This window comes from Succinivibrio dextrinosolvens DSM 3072 (assembly GCF_900167015.1).
In the GTDB taxonomy this organism is placed as follows: domain Bacteria; phylum Pseudomonadota; class Gammaproteobacteria; order Enterobacterales; family Succinivibrionaceae; genus Succinivibrio; species Succinivibrio dextrinosolvens.
In genome coordinates this window covers 14,221-31,132 of the sequence record NZ_FUXX01000031.1, presented here as the reverse complement: position 1 = coordinate 31,132, position 16,912 = coordinate 14,221, and the positions used below count along the sequence as shown (strand labels likewise).

At 39.0% G+C, this 16,912-nt stretch carries 12 protein-coding genes; 7 read left to right on the top strand and 5 right to left on the bottom strand.

The window, feature by feature from the left end:
- Nucleotides 1-221, bottom strand: a 221-nt coding sequence (locus B5D46_RS08560; protein WP_143675642.1) for a transposase family protein, incomplete at its 3' end; no start/stop codon positions are given.
- Between the two features lie 394 nt (nt 222-615).
- On the opposite strand from B5D46_RS08560, the gene pflB reads away from it, so the two are divergent.
- Both pflB and pflA read left to right on the top strand, forming a co-directional pair.
- On the top strand, nt 616-2,862 hold the full coding sequence (gene pflB, locus B5D46_RS08555; protein WP_078929097.1) for a formate C-acetyltransferase: 2,247 nt from the start codon (nt 616-618) through the stop codon (nt 2,860-2,862).
- A gap of 85 nt (nt 2,863-2,947) precedes the next feature.
- Entirely contained in the window at nt 2,948-3,685 is a 738-nt protein-coding gene (gene pflA, locus B5D46_RS08550) for a pyruvate formate-lyase-activating protein (protein WP_078929096.1), read from the top strand.
- 47 nt (nt 3,686-3,732) lie between these two features.
- Here pflA and B5D46_RS08545 read toward each other — a convergent pair whose 3' ends face one another.
- Both B5D46_RS08545 and glgX read right to left on the bottom strand, forming a co-directional pair.
- On the bottom strand, nt 3,733-4,944 hold the full coding sequence (locus tag B5D46_RS08545) for an ATP-binding protein (protein ID WP_078929095.1): 1,212 nt from the start codon (nt 4,942-4,944) through the stop codon (nt 3,733-3,735).
- A 235-nt stretch (nt 4,945-5,179) separates the two neighbouring features.
- A complete protein-coding gene (gene glgX / locus B5D46_RS08540; protein WP_078929094.1) occupies nt 5,180-7,255 on the bottom strand; it encodes a glycogen debranching protein GlgX in 2,076 nt (691 codons plus the stop codon).
- A gap of 108 nt (nt 7,256-7,363) precedes the next feature.
- Here glgX and nadE point away from each other — a divergent pair, with 108 nt between their 5' ends.
- The 4 genes from nadE to B5D46_RS08520 all read left to right on the top strand — a co-directional run bounded on the left by nadE (nt 7,364) and on the right by B5D46_RS08520 (nt 13,010).
- Entirely contained in the window at nt 7,364-9,211 is a 1,848-nt protein-coding gene (gene nadE, locus B5D46_RS08535; protein ID WP_078929093.1) for an NAD(+) synthase, read from the top strand.
- Between the two features lie 125 nt (nt 9,212-9,336).
- Entirely contained in the window at nt 9,337-10,815 is a 1,479-nt protein-coding gene (gene putP, locus B5D46_RS08530; RefSeq protein WP_078929092.1) for a sodium/proline symporter PutP, read from the top strand.
- A gap of 16 nt (nt 10,816-10,831) precedes the next feature.
- Nucleotides 10,832-11,479, top strand: coding sequence for a hypothetical protein (locus tag B5D46_RS08525; protein ID WP_031492647.1), 648 nt, complete (start codon nt 10,832-10,834; stop codon nt 11,477-11,479).
- A 130-nt stretch (nt 11,480-11,609) separates the two neighbouring features.
- Nucleotides 11,610-13,010, top strand: coding sequence for a hypothetical protein (locus tag B5D46_RS08520; RefSeq protein WP_143675641.1), 1,401 nt, complete (start codon nt 11,610-11,612; stop codon nt 13,008-13,010).
- A 3-nt stretch (nt 13,011-13,013) separates the two neighbouring features.
- Here B5D46_RS08520 and B5D46_RS08515 read toward each other — a convergent pair whose 3' ends face one another.
- On the bottom strand, nt 13,014-13,322 hold the full coding sequence (locus tag B5D46_RS08515; protein WP_078929090.1) for a hypothetical protein: 309 nt from the start codon (nt 13,320-13,322) through the stop codon (nt 13,014-13,016).
- A 99-nt stretch (nt 13,323-13,421) separates the two neighbouring features.
- Between B5D46_RS08515 and B5D46_RS08510 the strand changes: the two genes are divergently transcribed.
- Nucleotides 13,422-14,264 carry a 23S rRNA (adenine(2030)-N(6))-methyltransferase RlmJ gene (locus B5D46_RS08510; RefSeq protein ID WP_078929089.1) on the top strand — a complete coding sequence of 281 codons (843 nt, stop codon included), beginning with the start codon at nt 13,422-13,424 and terminating at the stop codon, nt 14,262-14,264.
- 36 nt (nt 14,265-14,300) lie between these two features.
- On the opposite strand, the gene B5D46_RS08505 is transcribed toward B5D46_RS08510, so the two are convergent.
- Nucleotides 14,301-16,532 carry a bifunctional diguanylate cyclase/phosphodiesterase gene (locus B5D46_RS08505; protein WP_078929088.1) on the bottom strand — a complete coding sequence of 744 codons (2,232 nt, stop codon included), beginning with the start codon at nt 16,530-16,532 and terminating at the stop codon, nt 14,301-14,303.
- Between the last annotated feature and the right edge of the window lie 380 nt (nt 16,533-16,912).

The following is a 16,912-nucleotide window of genomic DNA, read 5'->3' as shown; positions in this document are numbered from 1 at the left end:
AGAGTAACGAAACAGCCTAGCAGCTTTTCATCTTTGATGACTCTCTCTCTGTATTCGTGAACAACCACGTTATGACTTCCACAGTGTGGACAGACTGGAGGTTCTGCTGGTTCAAGCTCAATAGTAATATCCCTGTCAGACACTTCAGAAAAAGAAATATTTGTAATCTTGAAGCCAGGAAAGAAGTTTTTAGATAAAAAATCAGATACAATACAAGACATGGGCGTTTCCTTCTTAAGTGTTGTTGTGCTTTTTTATCTTAAGAGAAAACGCCCTTTTTTGTTTAATTTATTTGATAATATTCACTAGTATTTTTTTACAAGCCACAGTTTTTCGGATGAACCTTTATAAACCATATTACAAATCCCTCTCTGATTCCCATTTAATAAGTTTATAGGTAGTTAATAAACTCAGTTTAAAAATTAAAAAAAATTAAATTTACCGATTTCCTTATAAGAAAGCCGTTTACGAAGGTTTTGAGAGCTCTTTCACACAAAATCAGATTTATGTCTATCTATTAAATTTCGAATCATAAATATATAATGCCCACTGCTTGAATAGAGATATGGATTTAGGAAAAGCCCTGAATCCTGTTAAATATATTTAGGAGTAATCATGAAAGAGCAATGGCGTGGTTTTAAAGGAACCCACTGGATCTCTGATGTAAACGTAAGAGATTTTATTCAGAACAACTACACACCATATGATGGTGATTCATCATTCTTAGCTGGTCCTACCGATGCTACCAACAAGCTATGGGGCGATCTACAGAAGTTACAGCATCAGGAACGTGCTCAGGGCGGTGTTCTTGATATGGAAACTGAAATTGTTTCAGGTATTACCGCTTATGGTCCTGGCTACATTTCAGAGGGCAGCAAGGATTTAGAGAAGGTTGTTGGTTTACAGACTGATAAGCCATTAAAGCGTGCTTTCATGCCTTATGGTGGTATCAAGATGGCTCAGGAAGCATGTACCACTAACGGTTATACTCCAAATCCAAAATTCGACCAGATTTTCAACGAGTACCACAAGACCCACAACCAGGCAGTATATGATGCATATACTCCAGAGATGCGTCTAGCTCGTAAGAACAAGATCCTAACCGGTCTTCCAGATACCTACGGTCGTGGCCGTATCGTTGGTGACTACCGTCGTGTAGCTCTATACGGTATCGACTTCCTAGTAGAGCAGAAGCAGGCTGACTTAAAGAACTGCGGTTGCGGCATCATGGTTGATGACGTTATCCGTCAGCGTGAAGAGTTAGCAGACCAGATCAAGGCTTTAAAGGCTATGAAGGTAATGGCTCAGAGCTACGGCTTTGACATTTCACAGCCTGCATCAAATGCACGTGAAGCTGTACAGTGGTTATACTTCGGCTACCTGGCTGCTATCAAGACTCAGAACGGCGCTGCTATGTCAATCGGCCGTATCTCAACCTTCTTAGATATTTACATCAACCGTGATATCGAGGAAGGCAAGTTAACCGAGTCTGAGGCTCAGGAGCTTATCGACCACTTAGTAATGAAGCTACGTATGGTTAAGTTTGCTCGTATTCCTTCATACCAGCAGCTATTCTCAGGTGACCCAGTATGGGCAACTCTTGAGGTTGCAGGTTTTGGTATGGACGGCCGTCACATGGTTACCAAGTCAGACTACCGTTTCCTACACACTCTAGAGAACATGGGCCCATCACCAGAGCCTAACCTGACTGTTCTATACACCAGCAAGCTACCAGAGAACTTCCGTAAGTATGCTGCAAAGATCTCTGTAGACACTTCATCAATCCAGTACGAGAATGATGACGTAATGCGTGTTGAGTGGGGCGATGATTACTCAATCTGCTGCTGCGTATCAGCAACTCAGACTGGTAAGGAAATGCAGTTCTTCGGTGCTCGTGCAAACCTAGCTAAGGCTCTTCTATACGCAATGAACGGCGGTATCGACGTTAAGACCCGTATGCAGGTTGGTCCTAAGCTACCTAAGATTACTTCAGAGTACTTAGACTACGACGAGGTAATGGCAAACTACGACATCGTTCTAGAGTGGTTAGCAAGCCTATACGTAAATGTACTGAACCTGATCCAGTACATGCACGACAAGTACTACTACGAGGCAGCTGAGATGGCTCTTATCGATACCGATGTACGTCGTACATTCGCTACCGGTATTGCTGGTTTCTCACACGTTGTAGATTCTCTATCAGCTATCAAGTACGCTAAGGTTAAGCCAGTACGTGACGCTGACGGTATCTCAATCGACTTCGAAATCGAGGGTGATTTCCCACGTTATGGTAATGATGATGATCGTGCTGACGAAATTGCAGTATGGTTATTAAAGAACTTCCTAACCAAGTTAAAGAAACACCACACCTACCGTGATTCAGAGCCTACAACCTCTATCCTAACCATTACTTCAAACGTTGTATATGGTAAGGCTACCGGTGCTCTACCTGATGGACGTAAAGCTGGCGAGCCTTTAGCTCCAGGTGCAAACCCATCATACGGTGCAGAGAAGTCAGGTCTGTTAGCATCTCTAAACTCAGTTGCTAAACTACCTTACGAGTATGCATTAGACGGTATTTCAAACACTCAGACCATTGCTCCTGATGCATTAGGCCACAATGAGGATGAGCGTGTAAACAACCTGGTTAACGTTTTAGATGGTTACTTCTCTAAGGGTGCACACCACTTAAATGTTAACGTATTTGGTACTGAGAAGCTTCTTGATGCTATGGAGCACCCAGAGAAGCCTGAGTATGCAAACTTCACCATCCGTGTTTCTGGTTACGCAGTTAAGTTCATCGACCTAACTCGTGAGCAGCAGATGGACGTTATCTCAAGAACCTGCCACAAGGCTATGTAATTTCTTGAATAACTGAAGTTAAAAGGGGCGCCTGCGGGCGCCCTATGTTTTCCCAGCAATAACAAATACTCTTGGAGTTTTGATCATGGTTCAAGGTTATATTCACTCTTTTGAAACATTCGGTTCTGTTGATGGCCCCGGAGTAAGATTTGTCATATTTATGCAGGGCTGCCCAATGCGTTGCCTATACTGTCATAATCCAGATACCTGGAAAATGAAGGTTGGTGATGTAATGGATGCAGACAGCATTGTACGTAAGGCATTACGTTACAGAAGCTATTGGGGTAAAGATGGCGGAATTACCGTAAGTGGAGGTGAAGCCTTATCTCAGATTACCTTCGTAACAGAGCTTTTTAAGAAATTCAAAGCTGAGGGAGTTCATACAACTTTGGACACTTCAGCAGGTCCTTATCGAGATTCTCCAGAATACATCGAGCTTTTCGATGAGCTTATGAAATACACTGATCTTGTTTTACTGGATTTAAAGCACAGTGATTCTAAAGAACACAAGAAGCTTACCGGTATTGGCAATGAGAATATAATTGCCTGTGCAAAGCATTTAAATGAGCTCAATAAAGATGTCTGGATCCGCCACGTTCTACTGCCAGGCATTACAGACAGCGAAAAGCAGCTCACTGATTTAAGAGCAATTATTGATAAGCTGCCAAATGTAAAGAAAGTTGAAATTCTTCCATACCATTCTCTTGGTGTACATAAGTACGAGAGTCTGGGTATTGAATATAAGTTAAAAGATCTTGAATCTCCATCTCAGGAATCAATCAATATAGCCTGCAAGATCTTAAAGGCAGAGAAGAGAGATTAAGAATCAGTACCGTATGTCCTATAGCATACGGTACACTGTTATAATATCTATTCCTCCAAAAGCCATTTTAGGGCATTCATCTTACGAATACCGTCATAATCAGCTTCTGCGTTAATCTCATCTAAAGTTAATAGATACTTAGGGTAATTATCATCTAAATTCATTAGAGGCTGAAGCGCTCTTTTTAGAGTGGACTCATCAATTGTGGATTCAGAAACCTGAAAGTAGCATAATCCATCGGATTTTTTAGCAACAAAGTCTATTTCTCCGTTCTTAAGAGCGCCTACATAAACCTCATAACCGCGGCGAACCAGTTCAAGATATATGACATTCTCAAGAATATGTCCTGTATCCAGGCCTTTTCTTCCGACTATAAGATATCTTAATGCAGCATCAGCTACATAATATTTAGAGTTTAATTTTAAAAGCTCCTTTCCCTTAACATCAAAACGGTCAGCCTGATATATAAGTAAACTGTCCAATAGACCTGTTAAATAACGCTCTACAGTTTTGTTATCAATTTTTCTTCCAAAACTTGTCATTGATTTTGATATCTTATTTACTGACAGTAGACTTCCTACATTGGCAAATACATATTTAATCAGGCTCTCAAGCATCTTTACATCTGAAATTCTCAGCCTTCCAACAACATCTTTTAGAATTACAGAATTAAAAATTCCATTAAGGTATTCTTTAATATCAGTCTGTTTTCCTGAAATCTGAATTGTGTATGGGAATGAACTGTCAGTTAAATATTTTTCATAGATTTCAGACAGAGAATGATTATGAGATAAATCACTTGCGTCGTAGTATTCCTTAAAGGACAGAGGTAACATTTTTAACTCAACATAACGACCAGAAAGCACTGTTGCAAGCTCACCTGACATGAAATAAGCATTAGAGCCTGTAATATATACGTCAGCATTATCTTTAATAAAAAGACTATCTACAGCTTTCTCAAATTCAGGAACATGTTGAATCTCATCGAGGAAAATATAATTCATTCCAGAGGACTGCATATGTTCACAAACATATTTATAAAGGGCATGGTAATCCTGAAGATACTCATAATCCAGATCTTCAAAATTGATGGAGATAATATTCTCTTTGCTTACACCTTCTTTTAAAAGTTCTTCTCGAAATAACTGGAAAAGGGTAGATTTTCCACAGCGTCTGATTCCTGATACAACTTTGATGATTTTTTTATCCTTATGACGCTTCAGAAAATCAAGATAATTATTTCTTTGTATTAGACGCATAACTGTACCTTTTTGTATTTAATTCCAAATTTATCTTAATTATAGTAAAAGTTTGGATTTAATTCCAAACTTTTTATTTATTTATATAAAAATTAGATTTTATTCCAAACTTTTACCATTTATAGATCCTGTCTAGAGTTTGTTAATAATAAAAAACAATAAAGAAGGATTTGCAGATAGGATATAGATGAAAGAACAAGGCCTAACTACCAGAATTAGGCCTTATATTGAACAGTTAGGTAGCAGGGCATACCAGCATCAGAATACTGTGATTCTTAACTTTGATTTTATCTCCTGCTCTGAAACGTCGACTCATATAGAAGTTTGAAACTTCCTTGCCTTTTGGCAGAGCTGTATTCAGGTACTGATACCAGTTTCTGTGAAGATGACCAGGAACTGAAGGAAGCTCGATAGTCAGATCTTCCCAGAATGCATTCACATATACATAGGCATAAACATCTGCTGTTTTATGACGGAACAGAAAGCCTACAGAATGAGACATATCAGACCAGTCAGGCTGGAAAGGCTTGGTTCCATGCCACTGAATTTTCGCATTCTTCAGAGCATTATCAAGCTTGTTATTATAGTTATCATTACCGTGAGGAGATAACTGACCCTGACGACGAAGCTCAATTATCTTACGTGTATAATTGAGCATATTTTCCTGAGCTTCAGTATATTTCCACTTCAGATAGCTAATCTCATTGTCCTGACAATAGGCATTGTTATTACCGTTCTGGGTTCGCAGAACCTCATCGCCCATGCAGATCATAGGTGTACCGTATGAAAGCATAGTAATAGCCATAAAGTTCTTGGCCTGACGAAGTCTGAGCTTATTTAATGACTTGTCCTCAGACGGACCTTCAATTCCATAATTTGCAGAATAATTGGAATTATTACCGTCATTATTATTCTCACCGTTGGCAAAGTTATGCTTTTCTGAATAACAGACAAGATCATAAAGGGTAAAGCCGTCATGACAGGTAACAAAGTTGATGGATTTCTGAGGGTCTACCTCATGCTCATTGTAAATATCTGGAGATCCAAGCAGTCTTAAAATAAACTGCTTAACCTTACCACAGTCACCTCTCATAAAGGCACGAACATCGTCTCTGAACTGACCGTTCCATTCACGCCATTTACTTCCGGAAATCGCACCTAACTGGTAAAGACCACCGGCATCCCAAGGCTCAGCAATGAGCTTGGCTTCAGCCAGCTGATAATCAGCATCAATGGTTAAAAGAGTGGAATTGTCATTCATTGGCACACCATTTTTATCACGGGTTAAAATGGATGCCAGATCGAATCTGAAGCCATCAACGTGCATCTTCTGATGCCAGAACTCCAGAGATTCAATAATCATTCGTCTTACAATAGGACGGTTTGCATTGAGAGAGTTGCCACAGCCGGAGTAATTCTGGTGATAGCCGTTTTTTACAATGTAATAGCCGTTCTTATCAAGACCTTTGAAGCTGTATGTCGGACCGTTATCATCACCTTCGGAGGTGTGATTGTAAACAACATCCAGGATCACCTCGATGCCGTTTTTATGCAGAGCCTTAACCATATCACGGAACTCGTTTAAAGGTCCCATAATAGATTTATCGGAACTGAAACAGTCATGAGGGGCAAAAAAGCCCATTGGAGAGTAGCCCCAGTAATTCTTCATGCCTGGACGCGCATCATTCTCATCAAACTGATATATAGGCATCAGCTCAACTGTGGTGATTCCAAGCTCTACAAGATATGGAATCTTCTCAATAAGACCTCTGTAGGTGCCCTTGATTCTGTCATCAAGACCAGAGCTTTTATCTGCAGTAAAACCTTTAACATGCATCTCATAGATGATGGTGTTCTCAAGAGAGTGATTAGGGAAAGCGTCAATACCCCAGTCATAATCATCTATATCAACAACTGCACATTTAAGAGAGTTTCTGAAAATTCTTTTTTCATCACCAATTGCAAAGCGATCATACTGATCAGGGAAGAGAATTCTTTTGGCATAAGGATCAATTAAAACCTTACCGATTGCAACAGAGTCTGAATTATCAACCGCTTTTGTTACTCTGAAAGCATAAATCTGACCTGCACCAATACCGTGAACGAAAACGTGCCAGTAGTAGGTTGATTTGAATACTCGGCTTGAAAGGTGAACTATATATGGTGAATCGTCATTAACATTATCAAATAACAGCAGATCCACTTCTTGTGCATAAGGACTCCAGAAGGCGAAGTTAACTCCATTCTTTTCAATTGTTGCGCCTAATTTATGGCAGTTGCCTCTGGAAATAATGAATTGTTTGTTTATCACTGTTTTTTTCCATTTTTTATTTTTTATGCGTCATTTTAGACGTGCGTGCTCCATACCTTCAAAAATGTGGTATTTTTTACACATAATAAAAAGTATAGAGGAATACGTATGGGTAATTATACTTACTTTGGCGCTGCACGTGTAAATACTACGCCACTAGATTTAGACATAAATACAAAAAAAATATTAGATCTAGCACAAAAAGCACAAAAAGAAGGCATAAGACTTCTGGCTTTTCCTGAATTATGTATAACAGGTTACGGCTGTGGAGATATGTTTGAACATCAGGAACTTTTAAAGGGCGCTGTTAACTGTCTTTTAAAACTGAAGTATGAGCTGCCTGAAGGAATAACAGTAGGTGTCGGACTTCCTCTTGCCGATACAAATGGTAAGGTATTTGACTGTTATGCTCTTGTATGCAAGGGCAGTATCCTGGGTATTGCAGCAGCACATTCTTTCTACAACGCAAAAGATTCCCGAGTAAGAAACTTCTCAACTCCATATTCAGATGAATGCATGTTCAACATCGGCACCAGCCACTATGGTGTATGCAACAGCATTGAAACTTCCGAGGGAATTGTCGGTATTCTTTTCAATGAGGGTGATCTTAACTATCTTCAGGATGTACAGCTTCTGATTATCCCGGAGGCAGCACGCTTTGAGCTGGATGCTGCAGATAAACGTGAGCTTAAGGTAAAAGCACTAAGCCTAACCTTAAAATGTCCAGTTCTACTGACCAATCTATCAGGCTGTGAAAGCGGTTCAGATATCTTCGACTCAATGTGTATGATTGCAGATAAAGGTGAGTGTGTTGCCAAATCAAATCTGCTTTCATTCAAGCGAGAGGATCTGTTTACTGTTAAATGCGGAATTACTCCTGCGCTACCACAGTACGACACCATTGTAAGAGCAGTCGGACTTGGTCTTTTTGACTGGATGCTAAAGACCTATTCACATGGCTTTGCATTATCTATGTCTGGCGGTGCAGATTCAGCATTATGTGCAACCTCAGTCTGCTATGGACAGCTTGCAGCAATTGAAGAGCTTGGTTTTGACGAGTACAGCAGACTTCTGGCACAGTGCGGATTTAACAAGCCAAAATACAACGGTACAGAAGATCTGCAGAGCTATATTAAAAAGAAAGTTATGCCAGAGCTTCTGACTACTGTATATCAGGGTTCAATTGTCTCAGGCAGCATTACCCGAGAGGCAGCAGCAGGTGTTTCATCAGATCTTGGTGCTGATCATCATGAGTGGTCTATTGCCAAGCTTGTAGATGAATATACTTCAGTTGTAAATTCAGCATCAGAAACCCCTATGACCTGGGAGCGAGATGATATTGCTCTTCAGAATATTCAGGCCCGTTCACGTGCTCCTGGTATCTGGATGGTTGCAAACAGATACAACAAGCTTCTGATTACTACCTGTAATGCATCAGAGGATGCAGTAGGCTACTGCACTATGGATGGCGATACAGCAGGCGGTGTTGCACCTATTGGAGATATCTCAAAGAGTCGTGTTCTGAAAATCAATGAACACATCGCTAAAGATGGTCTGATGATAAATGACAGGGGCTTAAAGCTTGACTGTCCTCAGATGATGAAGGTCTGTGTACAGGCCCCAACCGCTGAGCTTCGTCCTGGTGGAGAGCAGACTGACGAGCGTGATCTGATGCCATATGTAATTCTGGATAGAATTCATGTTCTTCATCAGAATCACTTCCTGATTCCAAAGATGATACTTGATACCATTGAAAAGGAATTCACTGATTTTTCAAGAGAGGATTTAAAGGGCTTCGTTGTTAAGTACTTTAAAAAGCTGTCTGTAAGTCAGTGGAAACGAGAGAGAGGCGCAACAACCTTCCACATTGAGTCATCAGATCTCAATGCAAAGAACGGCTTCGTTTTCCCTCTGCTAAACGATGGCTTCAGATCACTTCTAAAATCACTGGATTAACCTTTTATCCAATCCTTTTAAAAACCATGTGCACCGATTAGTTGCACATGGTTTTTCCTTTTTAAATCACTGTTTTTCTGCTAAAATACGTCCATCTTTTACAAATAATAATTATTGAGCAAATCATGTTTACAACTACAACAACATTCATTGTGTATATATTTGCCATGATTGTAATCGGCATATATGCAGCACGCGCAACATCTTCATTAAATGATTACGTTTTAGGTGGCAGAAGCTTAGGCAGAGTTATTACAGGTCTTTCAGCCGGTGCTTCTGATATGTCAGGATGGCTTTTAATGGGCCTACCCGGTGCTCTGTATGTTGCAGGTTTATCTCAGGCCTGGATTGCAATCGGTCTTACCATTGGTCAGTGGTGCAACTGGAAATTCGTTGCCGCAAGACTTCGTTCATTTACTCAGAATGCATCTGATGCACTGACATTACCAGATTATTTTGCAGCCCGTTTTAAAGACAGACTTCGTATAACCTCAATTGTTTCAGCATTCATTATCCTGATTTTCTTCGTTGTCTACTGTGCATCAGGAATGGTATCTGGCGCTAGACTGTTCGAGCAGACCTTTGGTCTTGACTATCACAATGCACTTTTAATCGGAGCTGTATCAACAATTCTTTATGTATGTATCGGCGGATTTCTGGCTGTAAGCTGGACCGATGCAGTACAGGCAACTCTGATGATTTTTGCTTTAATCATCACTCCAATTATCATTATTTATGATGTAGGTTCTCTGGAGCAGGCAAATGCACTTGTTGCTCAGAAAGGTCCTGATATGGCCGATATGCTTAAAGGTACAACCATTATCGGTATGATTTCACTTGCAGGCTGGGGTTTAGGCTATATGGGTCAGCCTCATATTCTGGTTCGCTTCATGGCAGCAGCCTCTGTAAGAGGAATGGGTGGTGCCCGCAGAATCAGTATCAGCTGGATGATCTTCTGTCTGACCGGTGCCGTTATGGTTGGTTACTATGGTGTTGCCTTCGCAGCTAAACATCCAGAGATTTCTGTAAACAATCCTGAGCAGATTTTCATTATTGTTACCCAGACCTTATTCTCACCATGGATTGCAGGTATTCTTCTATCAGCAATTCTTGCAGCAGTAATGTCAACCCTATCATGTCAGCTTCTGGTTTCTTCAACCACTCTGACAGCTGATTTCTACTGCAGAATTCTTCGTCCTCATGCCTCTCAGGGCGAACTTATCTGGGTTGGCCGCGGCATGCTTTTATTAGTTGCTGCTGTTGCATATATAATCGCTCTTGATCCAAATTCAGGAATTCTAAAGCTTGTTGCCTATGCTTGGGCGGGCTTTGGTGCTTCATTCGGACCTGCAGTTCTAATCTCAGTATTCTGGAAGAGAATGACCCTTGCAGGTGCTATCTGCGGAATGATTGCCGGTGCCGCAACAGTAATTATTTGGGAATTAGGTCAATTCTTTGGATTATATTCACTTGTTCCTGGATTTATTATTTCTTCACTGGTTATTTTCGTGGTAAGCTTAATGACACAGAAGAATAATGAACCTGTTGAATCTTTATTTATCAGTCTGGAAAAGCAGTTCTGGTTTGAAGTTAAAGATCATTAATAATTAGGAGATTACGTTGAAAAACCTTCCACCAAATGTCTACCTGCAATCATACTTGCAAAGAGCAGGCGTAAGGTTTGATGTAAACGTAGTCGATACCATTGTTAAAAAAGGATTCGGATTATCCTTCTACTTATTCTGGATCCTTTTTGCAGTACTGGTTTACTGCTATTCAAGCGGTAATATCGCAATCTTCCACGATCATTTCTATACATTATCAATTCTGGTTGCGTTCTATCAGTTACTCTATATCTATAGAGTAATCAGATTTAATCGCATACGCAGAAAGCTGCGTATGGATTCTGCGCCAATTATTGTTGAAGCTTATGCTATTGTTCTTTTTGACGTTAAATCCGGACCATCAGGAAAACTAATGAAGCCAAGAAGTTCAGCTGTACTGTATAAGGAATGCGGAAGCTTAAAACCAAGATTCTTCACTGGTGCTGTAAAACGCGGCATCAAGCACCATTACTATAAGGATCAGATTGCACGTGTATTTATTGACAGAAAAAATGCCGCAATTTACACTGTTGATGATGACAAGTTCTACGAGATGGCGTCTGGTAGAATCAATAAAAATAAACGCTATGCAATAGGGGAACTTTCAACCAAGCTTGATAAGGTCTCTATTACATCACAAAAAAGAAAATCAGATATAGTCTGATATACTGATTAAATAACATAAATAATAAAATTCAGATCTGTATTTAAGAAAATAGAAAAACAATTATCTAAACTAAATACAGAAATTCAAGATCATAGGCTAGATCTTGAAAAAGGTATGATGGATATAAATGGCTTATATAAACCCGAACAGCTTAACTGATTCTGCATCTTCTATAAATTCGGATTCTTTGCGCTCAAAGTCCACTAGGTTTGTGCGCTCTAAGGATCGCTGCAATCTTCTTAGCAGAACTCCTGTATACGACAAAAAAGGAAGTCTTCTGTGCTATGTATTCAGATATACAGCAGGAGAGAGCAGCTTCCGGCCTGACATGATAGAAAAAAAGCATGTTAGACACATTTCTATCGGTTTCTACATCAGAAGACACAGTGAACTTTTCACACAGAGAAACGGAATCTGTATGACAGAATTTCCTCTGTGCCCAGATCTGAGCAAATATGCCCGTTCACTGCCTGCAACCAGATTTATTCTACATCTGCAGGATAGACAGGATTCATCAATATCATTCCAGCACCAGATAAATATGCTTAAAAAAGAAAGCATGACTATTGCTGCGGATGTTTACACAATTGTCTACACCAACTGGTTCAGAGAGCTTCGTTCAATTACCTACGCTGTAATTGATATGACACAGGATATTGAAGAGCAGTTCATTCTTGCAAGAAATATCATCAAGAAGGCACCATGGATCAAGATTATCTGTGATCGCTGCGATAATGTGAACAAGGCTTCAATTGCATTTGAATCCGGTGCTGATTATGTCTGCTGTCCAACCTTCCCAAAGGATGTTCTGCAGCAGAACTTCAATCCGTTCTTCTATAGGGTCAACAGAAACGCTTTTGAAATCTGTCTTATGATCATCAATCAGCTTCTGGAAGTAAGGCCAGAATACAAGATGTTTGTAAGCTTCATTTCCACCAGAAATGATATTAAGAGCTATATGCCAATTATTCTTCATTATCTGGAACAGGGCAGAGAGAACGAATATCTTATCGGAACAAATTTTGAAAGCTTCCTCTATGAAATGGATGTAGAGGTTCTAAATAAGCTCGTCTGCATCATGGTTATGATGATTCTCGAGGAATTCTATCGACCAGATAAGGATATGAACAAGGGCAAGTATCTAATTTACGAGCCATTGCGTCAGGTTCTTCTAAGAGCTAAATTCATCGAAGAGCTTACCTTCTATCATGCAGGAAAGATTGACGTAACCTTTGGATTCCCACTTGGTCTTGGTTCACTGATTTCTCAGATGTACGCTTTTACAACCTCAAAGGTTGATGTCACTACAGATAAAATCAATAACAGAATCAAGATGATCATGAAAGAGATTCCTGAGTACGAGACTATCTACAATATAGCGCTTTCTATGGAAGCACTTGATCTTGAGTATGTAGACGGTATTATGGCCTCAGGCTTTATGCCTCGACATGATATTCTTATGGCCTATGAGAATGCAGTGATGTGGGTAACCGGTCTTCAGGATGCCTTAAATCAGAAGCGATTCTAAAGACTATTTGGTTTTGTTGTACAGCTCATTGCCGTAGTATAGTTTTTCAAGATCTTCCTTGTTGACACCTTCAAGCTTTAAGCCGTTTCCCTGATTATCATAATCCTGGGCAACGCCTTTATTTCTGTCGTGAGGCACAATAACACGACTTACTCCGTCCTCAGTGTAATTTCCCTGAGAGGAGTATTCAAGGGAATTGGCTCCATAATAATCTGTATTGTCGTTATCATTGATAGCATCATAGTCAATGACAAAGGCATACGAACTCATACAGATAAAGAGAAGAGATAAAACAACATATTTACGGCTCAAAACATACACTCCTGTGTTCATCAATCATTTTAATTTTAGACGAATTATGGCTTGATTCGTGATAAACTACCTACAAATTTTTTAAGGAAACAGAATTTTATGCTCAGTTACAAACATGGTTTTCATTCTGGCAATCACGCTGATATTTTAAAGCATATGGTGATCTGCCTTCTGATGAGAGCATTAAACAAAAAAGATAAGCCATATATAGTTATAGATACCCATTCAGGTTCTGGACTATACAAGCTTGATGGCTTTATGGCTCAGAAAAATCAGGAATTTAAGAGCGGAATCAGCAAAATCAAGGACAACAAGATCCTTCGCGAGCTGGTTCCTGAATTCTACTCAGTATATGATGAAGTAAATCAGGATAATGGAAACTTTTATCCAGGATCACCATTATTTGAAACCAGACTTGGCAGAGATACAGATAAGTTTACTCTGATTGATTTACATCCAAACGAGTTTGAGAATCTTAGAAACAATTTAAAAAGAGACAGACGCTGCACAATTCAGAACAGAGAAGGTCTTGAGGCACTGAATGCACTGCTTCCTCCAACACCTCGCAGAGGAATGGTAGTGATTGATCCTGCCTATGAAGAGAAAAACGAATATATCGACCTTGTAAAAGCAGTTAAAAACGGTCATTCAAAGTGGAATACAGGTATTTTTGCAATCTGGTATCCTGTACTAGGAAAGCTTCGTGATCATTCTAAGAATCTAACACAGGATCTGCGTCGTCTGAATATTCCTATGCTTCAGGTTGAATTATGCGTTGAGCCTCAGGAAGAGGTATTTGGAATGTGCGGTTCTGGAATGCTGATATTAAACTATCCATACGGAATTGATAATGAACTTTCAACTGTTGTCGATGAACTATACAAGTCACTATCAAAGAAGGGCGGAAGTGCACGTCTTAAGGTTCTAAATCCACAGCCTTAAGATTAAAACGCCTGACTTAATGCCAGGCGTTGTCTATTAGAATTTGCCGTAATAATCATCCTCTTTAATAGGCTTACTGTAGTAGTAGCCCTGAATCTCATCACAGCCTAAAGCCTTTAGAATATCACTCTGTTCCTTTTCTTCCACACCTTCAGCAATGGTCTTAATACCAAGCTTCTTACACATGGTGATAAGAACACCTAGAATAGTAGTGATCTTTGAGTTGTTCTCAGAGGCCAGATTATCAATTAGCTTCTTATCAAACTTAACTTCATTTACAGATAAATCAGCCAGAGAATAAATATTCGCATGAGCTGTACCGAAATCATCAATTGAAATATTGAAGCCTTCCTCTGCAAGGTTATTGGTAACCTCAATCAGATCCTGATAGCGAGAGGTATTTGTGTGCTCAGAAACCTCAAGAGGAATCAGATCATAACCAATGCTGTATTTGTTTAGAATAGATTTCAGTGTTTCCTTAAAATCTGTTCTGATAATTGTATGTCTTGAGAAATTACATGAAACAGGCAGAACCTTCTCGTTCTGATCAAGTCTTTCACGCATTCTCTTACAGATTGTTTCAAATACGTAATAATCAATAAGATAAGTGTAATGAGCAGACTCCAAAGCAGGAATAAAGTCATCAGGAGGAATAACGGTTCCATTGATAACCAGTCTTACCAGTGCCTCTGCACCTGCAATCTCAGCAACATCATTCTGGATCTTGAATTTAGGCTGATACAGAATCTTAAAGCAGTTCTGCTCAATATAGGACTTAATCTTGTCAGGCTCAATCAGCTTTAGAATTGCATCATTCTGCTTTCTATAACGACTGCAATTATGATTCTTTCTGTAATAGGTCTTCTTCTCTGTATACATATCGGATTCAGCAAGATTAATTGCCTTCTGAATCAGAATGCCACTCTTTTCCCAGTGAGTACCTACAGAAACAGAGAAACCTTTTTCTGAAAGCATAAAGGCCTTCAGCATATCAGAGAGTACACAGAATTCAGTTTCATCAATAGCTGTATGAATTGCAACAAATTCGTCGCCACCGATTCTGTAGATATTCCTATTATCAGGCATCAGCTGCTTTAGAAGAGAAGCGGTTTTAACAAGAATCTCATCACCGAATTTGGTACCGTGCTCAGTATTGATTTCCTTAAGCGAGTTTACGTTCAGGAAGATTACACCAATACGATTGTTTAAAGACAGATTGTTGATATCAACAAGCATCTGTTTACGATTCTTAAGTCCGGTAAGAGGATCAGTACTTGCAACATTAGACAACTCCATATGCATCTTCTTATGCTCTATGGAACCGGTAAGCAGTCTCTGGATAGTCTTGATAGCAGGCTCCAGAACCTTCAGATAATCTCTGTTTGGATTCTTGATAAACACCATACCAACAGGATTTAAATCGAACTCTAGAGGAATGGCGACATATAATGCGTCATCAACAGCGTATTCCTTATATACACGCTCCTCATAGGCTTTATTAACAATATCCTTAGGAACCAGAACATAATCATCAGGAACATTCAGATCCTCATTAACCCAGATCTGGGTACGAATCATATTCAGGGTAGGATCTATTTCGTAGTTCTGATATGAAATATTCTTTGATAAATCAATATGTTCAAATAAGGTACAGTTCTCTGCACTAAGTTCAAGTCCAAAGTACTCAATAAATTTATAGATCTGAACTTCTGGATAGCAGACATTTTCGGCATAAAGCTTCAGATATGGAGCCAGAATGTCATTGGTGTTGAGTTTATTGATCTCTCTGAAAGGAATAACTAATGCCTGATTTGTCTTAGGCAAAGCAACATTAATTGTATAGGTACGATTGTACAGCTCAAGATTACGAGCTCTTAAGACAAAATTAGAATGCAGCCTTGAATTTAAATGGTTAATAATAAAGATACTGTCATCTGTAATCTTGTTACTGGTACAGTCAGGGCAGGGGGTATCTCTACCGCATAAAAGTTCATGACAGGTCCCCACAAAGGAACTGTTTATATCCAGAGCCTCACATAATGGCTTATTTATATAAACAATGTTCTTAGTGGTAGTATCTGTAATAAAAACGTATTCATCAATACTATCAAGCAGAATATCTGCAATTTCACTGATATCAAAAGAACTTGATGAGTTATACACAATATCATCGAGATTATTAAAATCGATATCAGACTGAATACTGTCACTGACAAAAGCGTCAGAGAAAATATCATCTACAGTAGTATCAATGTTATTTTTTGACATAATCTTTTAAAACGCACATAACCTCATTCTAGAAATGCTGTAAATTATATTTACACATTTGCTAAAATTCAGCATCCATCGAGTAAAAGTAGACTTATTTGAATAATAGTACAAAACAAAAGATACGCTATTATATTAGAAAATAACAATATAGCAAGAACCTAATATTCCGTAAAATAATTATAAATTAACCAATTGTATTATAAAAGAAATGTATAAATAAATAGTATTATTTATAAAAAAATTTGCGAATAACTTATTGATTTTTTAAATTTCAAAAGAAAATAAGGCAAGAATTATGCAAGAATAGGCAATAGAAAAATGAGCAATTAATCTTATCAGCACCAAAATCACAAAAAGAATGCAAGAAATTTGCATTT

What these genes read in the sequence shown, in the direction of transcription:
- pflB (WP_078929097.1), top strand. Translation starts at nt 616, where the DNA reads ATGAAAGAGCAATGGCGTGGTTTTAAAGGAACCCACTGGATCTCTGAT.
- pflA (WP_078929096.1), top strand. Translation starts at nt 2,948, where the DNA reads ATGGTTCAAGGTTATATTCACTCTTTTGAAACATTCGGTTCTGTTGAT.
- B5D46_RS08545 (WP_078929095.1), bottom strand. Translation starts at nt 4,944, where the DNA reads ATGCGTCTAATACAAAGAAATAATTATCTTGATTTTCTGAAGCGTCAT.
- nadE (WP_078929093.1), top strand. Translation starts at nt 7,364, where the DNA reads ATGGGTAATTATACTTACTTTGGCGCTGCACGTGTAAATACTACGCCA.
- putP (WP_078929092.1), top strand. Translation starts at nt 9,337, where the DNA reads ATGTTTACAACTACAACAACATTCATTGTGTATATATTTGCCATGATT.
- B5D46_RS08520 (WP_143675641.1), top strand. Translation starts at nt 11,610, where the DNA reads ATGGCTTATATAAACCCGAACAGCTTAACTGATTCTGCATCTTCTATA.
- B5D46_RS08510 (WP_078929089.1), top strand. Translation starts at nt 13,422, where the DNA reads ATGCTCAGTTACAAACATGGTTTTCATTCTGGCAATCACGCTGATATT.
- B5D46_RS08505 (WP_078929088.1), bottom strand. Translation starts at nt 16,532, where the DNA reads ATGTCAAAAAATAACATTGATACTACTGTAGATGATATTTTCTCTGAC.